A 14,810-nucleotide genomic window follows, 5' to 3' on the forward strand; every position below is an offset into this window, starting at 1 on the left:
TGCAGAGGCCACTCTATCCAAGCCCTCCCTGCTCAAGCCCGCAATGGGGACCCCTCCCCATGCAGCCGTCCGAGGTCTATCCTTTTGCCATGCATCAGCTACCAGCCGCCTACCAGAACTACCTCGCCGCCCAGGACCAGCACGTCATCGACGCTGTACGGCCCATTCTCCTGCAATCAGCCGCCGACCAACGCCACGGGGTCAGGATCACCTTCAACAGGGGACCAACCGGTCATCAAGCCCACCTCGACGAGTCCATCCCTTACGGCGAGATCATCGAAGACATCGACTAAGGTTCCACGGCCCCCTCACGGCTCCAGCTATCCCTTCATGGCCCCGGACAGGGCAAACGAGTTCCCCATGCCGCGGGAGACCAGGGCGTAGAGCACCAGCACCGGCACGGAGTACAGGATGGAGAATGCAGCCAGCTGGCCGTAGGCAATGGCGCCATGCTGGCCGAAGAAACTAAAAATTGACACCGCAGCCGGTTGCTTGTCCGGTGACAGCAACAGGATGAAGGGAACAAAGAAGTTTCCCCATGCCTGGATGAAGACAAAGATGAACACCACACCGAGCCCCCGTCGCATCAAAGGCAGGACGATTCTCCGCAGCGCCGCCATTGCCGACGCCCCATCCATCCAAGCCGCCTCCTCCAGCTCCAGGGGGACCGAGTCCATGAAGTTCTTGGTCATCCATATCGCCATGGGCAAAGTAGTGGTTGCCATGAAGAAGATGGTGGCCGCCATGGAATCCAGCATCTGCAGTTGGACGAACAATCCGTAGACGGGCACCATGATTGCCGTCACCGGCAACGACGTACCGAACAGGACCGTGTACATGAATGGTTTGTTGAACCGGGACTGGTACCTGGACAGGGGGTAAGCGGCGAGCACCGCAGCAATCAGGTTCACCGCGGCCGTGCCGGCGGACAATAAGAAACTGTTGGCCAACGGCTGGAACAACAGCTCCGGTGTCAGCACGGCGCTGAAGTTCGCCAGCGACGGCGCCGACGGCACCTTGGTCTGGTAGCCGGCCTGGGGATCGACGGCGGCCAGCAGCAACCACAGCAAAGGCGCCAGGAAGCAGATTCCGATCACCGCAAGGGCGATATCCGCACCCAGCTTGGCCCTGAAGCGCGAGCGGCCACCCGCCGTCGCGCCTTCCATCCTGTCCTGCGCTCGCAGGCTGCTGGTGGTCATGGGCGCTGCTCCCGCAGGAGCCGTACATAGACAGCGCCGAAAACCATGCCCAACAGGATCAGCACGGAGGCCACCGCCGTACCGTATCCGATGTCGCCGAACTTGAATGCCTCCTGGTACGCCAACACAGGCAGCGTAGTGCTGGCGCCCGCCGGTCCGCCTGCCGTCATCACCCAGATCAGGGTGAATACGGCCAGCGTCTGGAGCGTGATCAGCATCAGGTTCGTAGCGATGCTGCTGCGGATCAACGGCAAGGTAATGAACGCGAGCCTCTGCCAGCCCCGGGCTCCGTCCATGAGTGCGGCTTCCGCGATGTCCCGGGGGACTTCCGCCAGTGCAGCCCTGTACACCAACATGGAGAAAGCGGTCCCCCGCCAGGTATTGGCAAGGATGATGGCCACGAGGGGGAACGAATACAGCCAGTCCAGGCCCTGGCCTCCGAGGAGGCCCACCACCTGGTTCAGTGTGCCATCCCGGCTGAAATAGGCGTAGGCGGCGAACGCTGCCACGATTTCCGGAAGTACCCAAGCGGCAACCACGGCCGTGCCCACCAAGGCCGAGACCGCGTTCCGGGACCGCGTCATCAGAAGCGCGATCAGCAAGCCGAGGACGTTCTGGCCAATCACCGCCGAGGCCACCACGAACACCACCGTCAGCCAGGCAGCCAGCGGGAAGGAGTCTTCGCTGAACATCCGCACATAGTTGTCCGCGCCCACCCATTGCGGATCCCTGGCAGCCTTGCCGGATAGGGCTGCGTCGGTGAAGGACGCGTAAAAGGACCAGGCCACCGGGGCCAGCAGGAAGAGCAGGAGCAGCAGAATGGAGGGGACTACCGGCAGGAACCGCAGGAAGCGGCGGATGGTCATTTCTCCAGGACCCTGTCCTCCCCCACAATCTTCCGGACGGTGGCGTCGTATTCCGCAGCAGCATCTTCAGGACTTTGCTTGCCGGTGATCACTGTTTCAGTGGCCACCTGGACAGCAGTGGAAATCCTCGGGTAGTCAGCGGTGGCGGGCCTGTAATGCGTCACTGCCACTAAGTCCGAAACATCCTTCACGAACGGGTTGGCTGCCAGGTATTCAGCTTCGGAGGCTACATCCGTACGGACGGCGATCTGCGAGTTATTAATGTCATAAGACAACGCGTTCTTCTTGTTCAGTGCTGTGCTGAGGAACTGGAAGGCAAGGTCCGGATTCTTGCTTTTGGCCCCCACTGCCAGCGTCCAGCCGCCTGACATGCTGACGCCACCGGGATCCTGGCCATTCCGGGTCGGGAACATCGCGACCCCCATTTCCTGCTCATAGCCGGCCCATTCGTACGCGCCGCCTTTCTGCCAGAACGACGGCGTGTAGGAACCTTCCACTGTGGCCGCCAGCTTGCCTTGGGGGAACCACTCGCCAAAGACTTTCTTCCATACGTTCGCGTCCAGCGCCTCGGCAGGACTGACAGCGAGCTTCTCGTCGTAAAGGGTCTTAAGGAAGGCCAGCGAATCCGTGAAACCTTGGGAGCCGACCACCCATTTCTTGGCTGACTCGTCATACAAAGTGCTGTCTGTCCCATAGAGGAGCTCGTAGAACCCCTGCATGACGGTGCCTTCGCCGGTACCCTTTCCCGCGTACATGTTGAATGCGATCACGTTGGGATCCGATGCTTTCACGGCACGGGCCGTTGTCACGATGTCCTCCCAGGTCCTGGGCTGCCACGGAACGGGAATGCCGGCCTTCTGAAGGACAGCCTTGTTGTACCAGATGGCCCGGGTATCGGTGCCCAACGGCACCGCATAGATACTGCCGTCATCTGCCCGGCCGGCGGCCTTGGCTGCGTCATTGAAGTGGGACCAGTCATCCCAGTTCGCAAGGTAACTGTCCAGTTTCAGGAGGTAGCCGGCGTCGACATCCGAGCGCACCTTGAACGTGTCCTCGTAGAAAACATCCGGCGCTGTGTCCGCTGAACGCTGCGCCAACGCGAGTTTGGTCCCGTAGTCATCATCATTGGCCTGAATGGGCTGAAGCTCCACGGTTACCCCGGAGTTGGCGGCTTCGACTTCTTTCTTGGCCTCCTGCATGACGGCATCAAGGGCCGTGGACGCATCCGTTTTCTGATAGACGATCTTGAGCGTCTTATTCTCCGCGGCCTCAGGAGTGGGCGAACACGAAGTCGCTGCCACCAGGACGGCAGCGACGGAAACCATGGCAGCAAACTTCGCTGCGGCCGGCTTCACTACGGCAGACGTCAGACCGGCTAGCTTCATTGGGCGGCCCATGGTGCTCCAATCCTTCAAAGGTGCTGCTTACTTAGCGCTCCAGTTAATTAGCCCTCCAGCAGGAGCCGCTGTGCCCGCGGAGCCAGCATGTGCTCCAGGACGAGGCATGCCGCACCGATGGCGCCGACGTCTTCGCCTACTCCGGTCCCTACTACTTCGAGGTCGTGGATCATACGGGCGGCGTTGTTCCTGTCCAGGAGTTCCGGAACACGTTCCAGGAAGTACGGTGACATCCGCGCCCAGAACGGACCGCCGAAGACAACCCGCTCCACATCCAAAGTGTTGGTCACCACGGAGACTGCGCGAGCGACGAGCGTTGCCGACCTATCCAGGATGGCAATAGCCTTCCGGTCGCCGGCATCAGCTTTGTCGCACAACTCCGCAAAACGTTCCTGGACTTCGGGACCGTCTGCCCCTCCCCGGTGACCGTCAAGGACACCGGCGGCTTCGGCCTCTGCCACCACTACCTGTGGGATGCAGGAGGACTTAACGCATCCGTGCAGTCCGCAATCACACAGTGGACCGCCGGGGTCAACCACGATGTGGCCGATTTCGCCCGCGTTCCCGGACGTTCCCCGCACCACTTCGTCATTGAGCACAATGCCGCAGCCGATGCCTGTACCCATATACATGAAGACAAAGCTGCCGGCACCGCTGGCGCCGCCTGCCCATGTCTCGGCCACCGCTGCGCTGGTTACATCCTTGTCCACAAGGGTTTCCAGCCCGGTGGCCTCGCTCAATGCCTCGCGGATACGCACCCGGTTCCACCGCGTCAGCAGTGGCGGTTCCACCACGGAGCCCTCGTCAAGGTCAATCGGGCCGGGAACAGCAACGCCGAGCCCGGCGATCTTGGACGCATCCACGCCCGACTCTTCGATGAGGACCTTGATTTGCGCAGCGATGCTGGTGATCACTCCGGCTGGGTCTCCCCCTGGAGTTGCCATCCGAGAATGCCGGACGACGTCGCCTAGAAGGTCAAGGACCACGAAAGTAATGACAGCAGGGTCCAGATGGACGCCTACCGCATACATACCTGCGGGATTGAGGCGCAGGATGGTTCTCGGTTTGCCTGGGCCGGAGCCTTCTTTACCGGCCTCGACGATCAGCTGCTGGTCCAGGAGCCGGCGGGAAATATTGGAAATCGTCTGTGGGGAAAGTCCAACGATCTGTGCCAGTTCGACGCGGCTCAGCCCGAGCGACGAGCGACGGATCGCCTCCAGAATGACGGTCAGATTGAAGTCCCCCATACGGGGTAGATTCGTTCCGCGCCTAGGTGTCGGCTGCCGGATCTCAGTCACTGATGCCCCTCGTCATTCGGAAAAACTTCGTCGAATTTAGTCTGTGTCTGCATCGTACGATACCCACGCCCCTACGGGTACGAGCACACGCTGGCGTCGGAGTCAGGGGTTGGTAACGATGACACTGAATTCTATGCGACGGCCATTCAGACCGTGCGTTGATGACGCCAGATCAGGAATTGATGCTGCGTGTCACCGTGAACTTCGGGTTGCGGCCTTCTTCCGACGTTGACCCGATGAGCCGTTCAAGCACAGCCCGATACTGCAGGTGACTGTTGTACACAGTCCAGAGCTCCCCTCCCGGAGCAAGGACCCGCGCGGCGGCTTTAAACATCTTCAGTGCCGCGCCGGCGTGGACAGTGGCGCCCAAGTGGAAGGGCGGGTTCAGGAGGATGAGGTCTGCGCTGCCTGGTTCCAGTGTTGACATGGCGTCGTCGTGAACCACCGCAACCCGCCCTCCCAAGCCATTTGCCTCCGCAGTACCACGGGCAGAGGCTACAGCAGCTATGGACTGGTCTGTCGCAATCACTGTTGCCCCATCATGGCGTCGCGCATACATCGTGGCCAGAATCCCAGTACCACATCCAAGGTCGACTACGCGGTGGGCGGCGGGCATGCGGTCCAGGAATGTCAGCAGGAAGCGCGTACCGATATCGAGGCGCGTACCGGAGAAGACAGCGCCATGGGCACTTACCGCAATCCCCAGTTCCGGCACGGGTTCGACCACCGGGAACGGCGGCGTGCCGTGAACGGTTTTGGGGTCCCTGGCTATGAGAACCCTGGACTTCTGCCGGGCAAGCTGGGGTTGGACCGAGGAGAAATACTTGTCCAGGACCGTGTTCATGCCCATCGTCATGTGCTTGACGCGGCCGCCCGCCAGCATCACCGCATCCGGCGCCGCGAACCGGGCAACGGCGTCGGCAATTTCCTCCAGTTCAGCCAGCGACTTTGGCAACTGAACAAGTACCAGGGCCGCGCTGCCCAACAACTCCTGGCCGATTTCATGCTGAGTGAAGCGGCCCTCAAGACCAGCTGCCTTGGCGTTGCGCGCCAATGCGAGGCGACCAGTGAAGAGGTCCTGGTGGACGCGCACCTGCCCGACGCCAAGCCCGGACAACGCGCCCAGCGTCAAGGCGCCGTACCGGTCTCCGACGACAACCACCGAAGCGCCCGGGTCAACAAAACCCGCGGCTGTTTCCAGCAGAAGGCGATCAGTAGCGTCGTATGCCTGCAGGTTGTCTGCTTCGACGTCGGGAAGCCTGGACAATGAGCTGAACAGGGCCTCAAGCTCCAATGCCGTCACGGTTAATGGTCTCGCTTTCATTGCGTATTTGTCTCGACTTTGGCGGCGCTTTGGAGGAACCCTGAGGGTGCACCATACAAACACCTGTTTGTCTCGTTGGAGACTGCAACTATCCCGGCAGCGCAGGCACACGTCACGGCGAATCCTCGGAGCCAGGCACCGGGACTACCTATCATTCGGCTCCCCCTCCCCTGCGAGAAGCCATGAGTGTCAATGTTGTCACGAACCTCGAAGTAAAGTCCCACAACTCTCCCGATGAAACACGCCGACCGGACAAAACCGTGCTGGACCTCGTCACCGGGTCACAACGCCAGGGTGGTAGGCGATCAACCGTTCCAAGGCGTTGATTTCGTCAGCGGCGCCGAATTTGCGCGACCTCCGGGTTAGCAGACTCCGGCTGAGGGGCAAACAAAAGGACCCCGCTCGAATGAGCGGGGTCCTTTTCCGAAGTGGAGCTGAGGGGACTCGAACCCCTGACCCCCTGCATGCCATGCAGGTGCGCTACCAGCTGCGCCACAGCCCCGGATTTGCTGACTTAGCGGGGAAGTATTTCCCTTCCCGGCGAAGCAACTCGTCAATAGTAACCACAATCCACCGAGAAGCGAAATCGCCCGAAGGTGAAGTGCATCACGCACTCGGCAGCCGAGGTGCGTTGGACGAATCCACCGCACCTCCCCCCAAACCGGCTGCCGGGGAGTCAGCGCTCGAATACTGCTGCTCCAGTTGAAGTCTAGAATCCGTGGGCCAATAAACCAAACCGTTCAGCCGGTTTATTCATGTCCGCTGGATGATAGCGTTGTGGGGTCTCAGCGGCGGCCCGAGCGCCGCGCGTCCGGCACCACCCGAGAGGTTCCATCCACCCATGCAGCAACGTGCGAAAGAAACCCGGCTTGCCGTCATTGAAGGTGCTGCGCGGGTCTTCGCGGAGATTGGGTATGGGAACGCCAGTTTGGCCGACATTACCAAGCGCGCCGCCGTGACGAAGGGCGCCCTGTACTTCCACTTCACGTCCAAGCGCGAACTCGCCTTGGCCGTGATCGAAGAACAGCACGCAATAGTATTGGCGGCCGGGTCACAGATAGCCGCATCGGACATTCCCGCCCTGGAGAAAATCGTCCGGCTTTGCAGAATGTTCGGCCAGCAACTGCTGGACGAACCGATCGTCCAAGGCGGGATCCGCCTCACCTTTGAAGCATCCGCATTTCAAGCTGACATATCCGGTCCATACCAAGACTGGATCAATACTGCGGAGCAACTGCTGATCCAAGCCCAAACGGATGGCGCCGTGAGGCCTGACCTCGATCCGGCAGCGTTCGCCCGCTTTCTGATTGCATCCTTCACCGGCGTCCAGATGGTTTCCGAGGTCTTGAGTTCACGTGAAGACGTCATGCTACGGATCGAACAAATGTGGGCATTCATGCTGCCGGCCCTGATATCACGGCCGGTCAGCTAAGACCGCATCGGTTGCCACACCCCGGATACGGGAAAAGGTCCTGCTTTCCGTGAGGAAAGCAGGACCTTCTTTGGTGGAGCTGAGGGGACTCGAACCCCTGACCCCCTGCATGCCATGCAGGTGCGCTACCAGCTGCGCCACAGCCCCATATTTTCGCTGCTTCGCGTTCAGCATTTCCAGCTATCCGCGCCGAAGCAACTCAAATATCTTAGAACAGCATTTCCGAAAATTCCAAATCGGGCATATTCGGTCGCCGTCCGTTGCTAGTGCTCGGAATCCTCTGCTGAAACAGCCTTGGCAGAAGCGTCATCCCCCAACTCGAGGTCCACCACCGGGCAGTCCTTCCACAGGCGCTCCAGGGCGTAGAACACCCGATCCTCGGCGTGCTGGACGTGGATCACGATGTCGGCGTAGTCCAGCAGGACCCAGCGGCCTTCAGAGCGTCCCTCACGGCGAACGGGACGGAGGTCTTGCTTCAGCAGTTCTTCCTCGATGCCATCGACGATTGCGTTGACCTGGCGCTCGGTGGGAGCCGAAGCAATCAGGAAGATGTCAGTAAGGGCCAAACGCTCGCTGACATCCAGGGCAACGATATCCTCGGCGAGTTTGTCCGCCGCTGCACGCGCGGCGTGACGGGCGAGGGTGATGGATTGTTCATGTGCAGACACGGGGACTCCTTGTTGTGGCCTGTGGCCGATGTGTGGCGTGAGCCGTAAATTGAGCGGAACTAGCCGCTGGTGATCATGATGATGCCGACAATGAGCGCAACCAAGCCCAATGCCAGAACGCCGAACTGCAGCAGCCTGTTGCGTTGCGCCCTGGCCAGTCCTGCCGTGTTGACGTCCAAAGGGTCCAGCCCATAGGCCGCACTGGCAGAGACCGGCGGCCTCTGCTCTTCCTCGCCCGGTTCAGCCAGAGCAACGGGCTTCTTCCTGGCGGACCTGGCAACCGCTTCCGCCCGGGCAAGCACCCCGGCACGCCCTCGCGAACCCGGCTTCTTTCCCTGAGGCTGCCCGCCGTCAAGCTTGGGGCCGGCGGAGGTGATCAACGGAACGAAGGTGGTACTGGGTCGCTTCATTACCGGCCGTTCAACACCCGGAACCTTGACGAACTCCAAAGGAGTCACCATCGCCAGGTTGTTGGCTGTGGAAGGACCTGCGGTGGCGGCTGGAGATTTACCGTTGTCGGCCGGCTTGACCTCCGTGGACGCCTTGCCCTGCTCAGCTTGGTTTTGCTCGGCAAGTTTTTGCTTGGCGGCTGCACGCTTGTTCAACACTGCCGCGCGTTCTGCCAGGGCGATCTGTTCCGCCAGCACCGCCGGATCAACGGCCAACGGATCCTGCTCGGCAATATGTTCCAGCTTGGCGGTCTGGTTTTGAACCTGGGCCGCTATCAACTCCCGGACCGCCAGCGCCTGCTCCACCGACATTTCGGACTCCGCAGGGCCGGAGGGAACTTTGTCCGTTGCGGCGATCTTGTCCTTGGAAGAGTCCTTGGCGGCCTCGGACTTGGAGGCATCCTTGGCGGCCTCGGACTGTGAAGCGTCCGGGGTGGCACCGGCCGCTGGAACGATCGGGTTCATCGACGTGGCAACTTCAGCCTGGAGTTGCTGCAGACGAAGTTGTCGACGAGTGGGGGGCCCACCTCCGGAGAGTTGCTCTTCCTTGTCTGCAAGCTCCTTGATGGTCCGCAGCGCAGCACGATCGCGGGCCCTGACCTGCGAGGATCTCTCCTGCGCGGCGGTTCCTACGGCGTCTACCGGTCCATCCGCGACCCGACGGTTACGGCCTGTGGGACGGTCCGTTTCACCGGCAGTATCGGCATTTGCGGGCGCGTCCGGTTCCACCTTGGCGTCCGGCTGCGCCTCGGGGTGCTCTTCCCGGGCACGGCGAAGCTCGCGCCTGCTGCGGATGGGTCGCTGTTCCTGGCTGCTCATTCAAAACTCATTCAGTACGTGCTTGGTCGTCTGATCCGGACAGTGCGGGCGTCAGCTCTCCTGCCACAGGATGCGCCGCGTACAGTCCATATTTCGCGATGTATTGCACCACTCCATCAGGCACCAGGTACCAGACGGGGTTCCCTGCACCTACGCGGGTCCGGCAATCCGTGGAGGAAATCGCCATGGCAGGGACCTCCAGCAAACTGACGTCATCGGTCCGTCCAAGATCATTGAGTTCATGTCCAGGGCGGGTCACGCCGACGAAATGCGCCAAGGACCATAGCTCGTCCACGTCCTTCCAGGACAGGATCTGCGCCAAGGCGTCCGCGCCGGTGATGAAGAAGAGGTCTGCGTCGGGCCGCTGCGCCCGGAGATCGCGGAGCGTGTCGATGGTAAAGGTGGGCCCTGGCCGGTCAACGTCCACCCGGCTGACGGTGAACCTTGGATTCGAAGCCGTGGCAATCACCGTCATCAGGTACCGGTGCTCCGGCTCGCTGACCAGCTTGTGCGACTTCTGCCAAGGTTGGCCAGTGGGCACGAATACCACTTCATCGAGGCCGAACTTGGCTGCGACTTCGCTTGCAGCCACAAGGTGGCCATGATGGATGGGATCAAAGGTTCCACCCATCACGCCCAGCCGAAGCCTGCGCCCCGACTCCCCACGCGGTGTTGCGGCGATAATGTTAGTGGCCCTGCCCGTGGGTGTGCTTGTTGGGGTGCTGGCGGTGCGGATCGGAGTGCTCTTCAACGGCCTCGTGGCGGTTACCCAGGTTGGTGTAGGAGAGGGTGACGAACATGAGGACAAGCAGGAAAGCGAACATCACGATGCCGAAGACCCACGGCTCAGCCCACAGCGGCGCGAGTTCCTCGTGTCCGCCTTCCGTTTGGGCGGCAATGGACGTGGCGATCTGCTGAAACAGCATCTTCTCCCCTAGTTGGTTCTGAAATGTTTTGCACGGCAGGACTCCCCACCGTTCCGGACTTCTGTTCTATGTTACAGCGTTGCTAGCTGCGGACTTGGCCTTCACCCTGGACGATCCACTTGGTGGTGGTCAGCTCCGTCAGCCCCATGGGACCTCGTGCGTGCAGCTTCTGCGTCGAAATACCCACTTCGGCGCCGAGGCCCAGTTCACCGCCGTCGGTAAACCGTGTGGACGCGTTGACGATCACCGCGGCGGAATCAATCTCGGCAATGAACTTCTCGGCGTTGGCCAGGTTGTTCGTAAGGATCGCCTCCGTGTGCCCGGTGGTCCACGTCCGGATGTGCTTAACGGCATCATCCAGGGTGTCCACCATGGCCACCGCAAGGTCAAGGTCCATGTATTCGGTGGCCCAGTCCTCATCATCTGCCGGAACGGTGTCCACGTCATTGCCCAAGGCGGCAGCGATCCTTTCATCCACGTGGAGGGTGACCCCGGCCGCCCGCAAGGCGGCGGCAACGGCCGGCAGCACTGTGGAGCCGGAATGAACCAAAAGCGTCTCGACTGTGTTGCAGACGCTCGGACGCTGGGTCTTGGCGTTGAGGAGAATCTCCACTGCCATCTCTTCGCCCGCGGACTCGTCAATGAAGATATGGACGTTTCCTTCGCCAGTCTCGATGACAGGGACAGACGAGCTGGTCACCACAGTCTGGATGAGGTCGCGTCCGCCGCGGGGAATGAGGACATCCACGCGTCCCCGGGCGCGCATCAGGACGTTTGCGCCTTCGCGGCCGTACTGATCCACTGTCTGAACAGCGTCGGCAGGCAGGCCGACGGAATCGAGCGCTTCGCGAAGGATCTGCACCAATGCCTCGTTGGTGTTGGCCGCGGCAGACCCACCGCGGAGGATCACGGCATTGCCACTCTTCAGGGCCAAGCCGGCGATGTCCACCGTGACGTTCGGGCGGGCTTCATAGATTGCCGCCACTACACCCATGGGCACATTGACCTGGCGCAGGCGAAGACCATTGGGGAGGGTTTGCCCCCGGACGACGTTTCCCACGGGGTCAGGCAGGCCTGCCAGGTTCTCCAACGCTGCAACAAGGCCGTCGATGCGGGCGGGAGTCAGTGTGAGGCGGTCAAGAAGCGCCGCAGAGGTGCCATTGGCGCGTCCTACGGCCACGTCCTTGGAGTTGGCCTCAAGTATGTGCTTCCGGTTCTCGACCAAGGCTGTTCCGATGGCGCGCAGTGCACGGTCCTTCCATGCACGGTTTGCCTGTCCCATGCGGCGGGCAGCTTTGCGGGAACGGTCGGCAATGGCATGAACCGCAGCTTCGACATCCTCAGCGGACAGTGGAACGCCGCCTGCCGCAGGGTTCTCCGGCGCCTGGCCGGGGGCACCGGACACGTCGGAGATCACAGGGGCGTCAGGAGTCAGCGCTTCAGTCATGCTCCAAGTTTAGATGAGCGGGACGACCGCAGGAGTACCAGATCGTCAACATGAACAACTTCGCGGTCATAGCCCCTGCCCAGTGCCTGGCCGAGCTCCTGGGTAGTGCGGCCCAGCATGCGCGGGAGTTCGTCCGAAGAGTAGTTCACCAACCCACGCGCCACAACGGTTCCGTCGTGGGCAATCATCTCAACGGGATCGCCGGCTTCGAAGTCACCGCTGACATCCGAAATACCTGCAGGAAGGAGTGACCTGTGCCGGTCGCGCACGGCTTTCACCGCGCCGTCGTCGAGCATCAACCGTCCGTGAACCGTTGCCAGGTGAGCCAGCCACAACAGGCGGACAGGCTTGCGGTTGCCGTTCACGGCGAACCAGGTGCCCACGTCCTCCCCCGCCAGGGCAGCGGCAGCGTTGGCAGTTGACGTGACCAAGGCGTGAATACCCGAGCCGGCGGCGATGGATGCCGCTTCCACCTTGGTCATCATGCCACCGGTTCCGACGCCGGCCTTGCCTGCCTTGCCGATGGTCACGTCCTCAAGGTCCTGCGGACCGCGGACCAACGGTATGCGCTTGGCACCCTGGGACGGCGGGCCGTCATAGAGGGCGTCGACGTCGGAGAGCAGCACGAGCGCATCGGCGCGGACCAAGTGTGCCACCAAGGCAGCGAGCCGGTCGTTGTCGCCGAAGCGGATCTCGTGCGTTGCCACGGTGTCGTTCTCATTGACCACCGGCACCACACCGAGATTGAGCAGCCGGTCCAAGGCACGGAAGGCGTTGGTGTGCTGCGTGCGCCGCATGAGGTCATCGGCAGTCAGCAGGACCTGGCTGACCGTGACGCCGTGGGCACTGAACGCCTGGGTATAACGCGCCATGAGGAGTCCCTGGCCAACGCTTGCTGCGGCCTGCTGGGTTGCAAGGTCCTTGGGCCGTTTCGCCAGGCCCAGCGGAGCCAAGCCTGCAGCGATGGCACCGGAGGACACCAGAATGATTTCGGTGCCGGCATTCCGCTTGTCGGCGAGGGCATCCACCAGTCCGGCAAGGGACTTCTCGGAGATGCCACCTTTGATGCTGGTCAGCGAGGAAGACCCCACCTTGACCACAATCCGCTTTGCGGTGGCGAGGGCCTGGCGTTCCAGGCCCTCAGCCGTTGTCGGAGCGTTGATGGTCCTAGTCGTCATCACCGGAGTCCAGGGTGCTTTCCCTCACGGTCTGCGCACGGCGGCCGCTGACGGATTCAGTCCAGATGCCCGCCTTGCGTTCGGCTTCGAGCTCGGCGCGCGCGGCTGCCTTGGCTTCGCGACGCTCGATCTGTTCGTCACGCTTTTGCGAACGCGTCGGACGGTCGCCGATGTCCGCAACACGGATGTCGGTGCCTCGCGGTGTCGCCAGAAGTTCAGCACCAGCCATCATGGTGGGCTCCCAGTCGAAGACCACGCCGTCGTCTTCGCCGATGACAACGGTATCTCCGGGCTTGGCGCCAACCTTGAAGAGCTCGGTTTCGACACCCAGCTTGGCCAGGCGGTCGGCGAGGTAGCCAATGGCTTCCTCGTTGGTGAAGTCCGTCTGCTTGACCCATCGGACAGGCTTTTCGCCCAGAACGCGGAACAGCGGCTCAAGGTTCTTTTCCTCCCGGCGGATCTTGAAACCGGACTCGTTGACTGCCCGCGGACGCAGGACGGGCGCGGCAACCTTCGGAGGAGCAATCGCTACTGCGTCGCGTGCTGCCTTGACGATCTCCGCCATGGCAAAGCCCAGCTGACGCAGGCCCTCATGGCTGGTGGCTGACACTTCGAAGACCCGGTATCCGCGTGCTTCCAGGTCCGGACGAACGAATTCGGCCATGTCCTTGCCATCGGGGAGATCCACCTTGTTAAGGACAACGAGCTTGGGACGTTCGTTCAGCGGAACAACCTCACCGTCAACACCGGCGTAGCTCATGTCAACCGCGTATTTCTCCAGTTCGGCCTCAATGATGGCGAGGTCGGACAGGGGGTCGCGGTCAGATTCGAGCGTTCCGCAGTCCAGGACATGCACCAGCGCGGCGCAGCGCTCAACGTGGCGGAGGAAGTTGTGGCCAAGGCCCTTGCCTTCACTGGCGCCCTCGATCAGGCCCGGGACGTCGGCAATAGTGAAGCGGACTTCGCCGGCCTGAACCACACCAAGGTTGGGGATGAGGGTGGTGAAAGGGTAATCGGCGATCTTCGGCCGGGCGGCAGACATGGCAGCGATGAGGCTGGATTTACCGGCAGAGGGGAAACCAACCAACGCAATATCTGCGATGGACTTAAGTTCCAGGACAATGTCGCTGGATTCACCTTCGATGCCCAGCAGGGCAAAGCCCGGGGCGCGGCGCTTTTGCGATGAAAGGGAAGCATTGCCCAAGCCGCCCTGGCCACCGGCGGCTGCGATGAATTCGGTACCCTCGCCAACGAGGTCGGCCAGGACTTCGCCGTCCTTGGTCTTCACTACTGTGCCGTCAGGGACCGGAAGAATCAGTGTCTCGCCGTTCTTGCCACCACGCCAGTCGCCCATGCCCGGGCCACCGTTGGTGGCGTGGCGGTGGGGAGCGTGGTGGTAGTCCAGCAGCGTTGTGGTCTGGGCAGATACCCGCAGGATGACATCGCCACCGTTACCGCCGTTACCCCCATCGGGGCCGCCAAGCGGCTTGAACTTTTCCCGCTTTACGGAGACACAGCCGTGGCCGCCGGTTCCGCCGGATACGTGCAGGACTACCCGGTCTACAAAGCTCGCCACGTGGATCTCCTCAGTTGCTGTCTTACAGCGTTTGTTGCTGTTGCCAGCGCTGTTGCAAAACCAGCGCGCCTGTGGGCGCCCCAGTCGATTGTAATGCGGTTAAAAGAACGGTGGGGGGGGGGGGGGGGGGGGGGGGGGCCCGGGGGGGGGGGGGGGGGGGGGGGGGGGGGGGGGGGGGGGGGGGGGGGGGGGGGGGGGGGGGGGGGGGGGGGGGGGGGGGGGGGGGGGGGG

The 14,810-nt window shown here is 62.1% G+C and carries 14 protein-coding genes and 2 tRNA genes; 2 read left to right on the top strand and 14 right to left on the bottom strand.

Annotation, left to right across the window (positions count from 1 at the left end; translation table 11 throughout):
* Positions 1-59: 59 nt before the first annotated feature.
* Positions 60-293 (top strand): hypothetical protein, encoded by a 234-nt coding sequence (locus LN996_RS02710; protein ID WP_231338655.1) that lies wholly within the window; start codon positions 60-62, stop codon positions 291-293.
* 27 nt (positions 294-320) lie between these two features.
* Here the strand turns inward: LN996_RS02710 and LN996_RS02715 are convergent, their stop codons facing one another.
* The 6 genes from LN996_RS02715 to LN996_RS02740 form a co-directional block, all read right to left on the bottom strand.
* Positions 321-1,166, bottom strand: coding sequence for a carbohydrate ABC transporter permease (locus tag LN996_RS02715; RefSeq protein ID WP_231338667.1), 846 nt, complete (start codon positions 1,164-1,166; stop codon positions 321-323).
* A gap of 29 nt (positions 1,167-1,195) precedes the next feature.
* Positions 1,196-2,065 (bottom strand): carbohydrate ABC transporter permease, encoded by an 870-nt coding sequence (locus LN996_RS02720; protein WP_231338656.1) that lies wholly within the window; start codon positions 2,063-2,065, stop codon positions 1,196-1,198.
* Positions 2,062-3,450: an extracellular solute-binding protein gene (locus tag LN996_RS02725; RefSeq protein ID WP_374202207.1), complete on the bottom strand. Its 1,389-nt coding sequence runs from the start codon at positions 3,448-3,450 to the stop codon at positions 2,062-2,064. The genes LN996_RS02720 and LN996_RS02725 overlap by 4 nt, the downstream gene beginning before the upstream one ends.
* Positions 3,451-3,509: 59 nt before the next feature.
* Positions 3,510-4,709 carry an ROK family protein gene (locus tag LN996_RS02730; protein ID WP_231338657.1) on the bottom strand — a complete coding sequence of 400 codons (1,200 nt, stop codon included), beginning with the start codon at positions 4,707-4,709 and terminating at the stop codon, positions 3,510-3,512.
* A gap of 223 nt (positions 4,710-4,932) precedes the next feature.
* On the bottom strand, positions 4,933-6,084 hold the full coding sequence (locus LN996_RS02735; RefSeq protein ID WP_231338658.1) for a class I SAM-dependent methyltransferase: 1,152 nt from the start codon (positions 6,082-6,084) through the stop codon (positions 4,933-4,935).
* Positions 6,085-6,513: 429 nt separating this feature from the next.
* Positions 6,514-6,586 (bottom strand) — tRNA-Ala (locus LN996_RS02740).
* 339 nt (positions 6,587-6,925) lie between these two features.
* On the opposite strand from LN996_RS02740, the gene LN996_RS02745 reads away from it, so the two are divergent.
* Positions 6,926-7,516 carry a ScbR family autoregulator-binding transcription factor gene (locus LN996_RS02745; protein WP_231338659.1) on the top strand — a complete coding sequence of 197 codons (591 nt, stop codon included), beginning with the start codon at positions 6,926-6,928 and terminating at the stop codon, positions 7,514-7,516.
* 71 nt (positions 7,517-7,587) lie between these two features.
* Here LN996_RS02745 and LN996_RS02750 read toward each other — a convergent pair.
* The 8 genes from LN996_RS02750 to obgE form a co-directional block, all read right to left on the bottom strand.
* Positions 7,588-7,663: transfer RNA gene (locus LN996_RS02750), tRNA-Ala, on the bottom strand.
* A gap of 116 nt (positions 7,664-7,779) precedes the next feature.
* Positions 7,780-8,184, bottom strand: a complete 405-nt coding sequence (rsfS, locus tag LN996_RS02755) for a ribosome silencing factor (protein WP_091553904.1) — start codon at positions 8,182-8,184, stop codon at positions 7,780-7,782.
* A gap of 59 nt (positions 8,185-8,243) precedes the next feature.
* A complete protein-coding gene (locus LN996_RS02760; protein ID WP_231338660.1) occupies positions 8,244-9,452 on the bottom strand; it encodes a hypothetical protein in 1,209 nt (402 codons plus the stop codon).
* Between the two features lie 7 nt (positions 9,453-9,459).
* The gene (nadD, locus tag LN996_RS02765) at positions 9,460-10,134 is read right to left on the bottom strand and encodes a nicotinate-nucleotide adenylyltransferase (protein ID WP_268825368.1); all 675 of its coding nucleotides are present in this window, start codon (positions 10,132-10,134) and stop codon (positions 9,460-9,462) included.
* 4 nt (positions 10,135-10,138) lie between these two features.
* Positions 10,139-10,378, bottom strand: a complete 240-nt coding sequence (locus LN996_RS02770; protein ID WP_144651516.1) for a hypothetical protein — start codon at positions 10,376-10,378, stop codon at positions 10,139-10,141.
* An 82-nt stretch (positions 10,379-10,460) separates the two neighbouring features.
* Positions 10,461-11,825 carry a glutamate-5-semialdehyde dehydrogenase gene (locus tag LN996_RS02775; RefSeq protein WP_231338662.1) on the bottom strand — a complete coding sequence of 455 codons (1,365 nt, stop codon included), beginning with the start codon at positions 11,823-11,825 and terminating at the stop codon, positions 10,461-10,463.
* Positions 11,822-13,003, bottom strand: coding sequence for a glutamate 5-kinase (gene proB / locus LN996_RS02780; protein ID WP_231338663.1), 1,182 nt, complete (start codon positions 13,001-13,003; stop codon positions 11,822-11,824). Before proB ends, LN996_RS02775 begins: the two co-directional genes overlap by 4 nt.
* Positions 12,993-14,579: a GTPase ObgE gene (obgE, locus tag LN996_RS02785; RefSeq protein WP_159702855.1), complete on the bottom strand. Its 1,587-nt coding sequence runs from the start codon at positions 14,577-14,579 to the stop codon at positions 12,993-12,995. Before obgE ends, proB begins: the two co-directional genes overlap by 11 nt.
* Between the last annotated feature and the right edge of the window lie 231 nt (positions 14,580-14,810).

This window comes from Arthrobacter sp. AK01, assembly GCF_021109375.1.
Lineage (GTDB): Bacteria > Actinomycetota > Actinomycetes > Actinomycetales > Micrococcaceae > Arthrobacter.

Bases quoted from the DNA above. Each gene is read 5' to 3' on its own strand.
- LN996_RS02710 (WP_231338655.1), top strand. From the start codon at position 60: ATGCAGCCGTCCGAGGTCTATCCTTTTGCCATGCATCAGCTACCAGCC.
- LN996_RS02715 (WP_231338667.1), bottom strand. From the start codon at position 1,166: ATGGAAGGCGCGACGGCGGGTGGCCGCTCGCGCTTCAGGGCCAAGCTG.
- LN996_RS02720 (WP_231338656.1), bottom strand. From the start codon at position 2,065: ATGACCATCCGCCGCTTCCTGCGGTTCCTGCCGGTAGTCCCCTCCATT.
- LN996_RS02725 (WP_374202207.1), bottom strand. From the start codon at position 3,450: ATGAAGCTAGCCGGTCTGACGTCTGCCGTAGTGAAGCCGGCCGCAGCG.
- LN996_RS02730 (WP_231338657.1), bottom strand. From the start codon at position 4,709: ATGGGGGACTTCAATCTGACCGTCATTCTGGAGGCGATCCGTCGCTCG.
- LN996_RS02735 (WP_231338658.1), bottom strand. From the start codon at position 6,084: ATGAAAGCGAGACCATTAACCGTGACGGCATTGGAGCTTGAGGCCCTG.
- LN996_RS02745 (WP_231338659.1), top strand. From the start codon at position 6,926: ATGCAGCAACGTGCGAAAGAAACCCGGCTTGCCGTCATTGAAGGTGCT.
- LN996_RS02760 (WP_231338660.1), bottom strand. From the start codon at position 9,452: ATGAGCAGCCAGGAACAGCGACCCATCCGCAGCAGGCGCGAGCTTCGC.
- LN996_RS02770 (WP_144651516.1), bottom strand. From the start codon at position 10,378: ATGCTGTTTCAGCAGATCGCCACGTCCATTGCCGCCCAAACGGAAGGC.
- LN996_RS02775 (WP_231338662.1), bottom strand. From the start codon at position 11,825: ATGACTGAAGCGCTGACTCCTGACGCCCCTGTGATCTCCGACGTGTCC.
- proB (WP_231338663.1), bottom strand. From the start codon at position 13,003: ATGACGACTAGGACCATCAACGCTCCGACAACGGCTGAGGGCCTGGAA.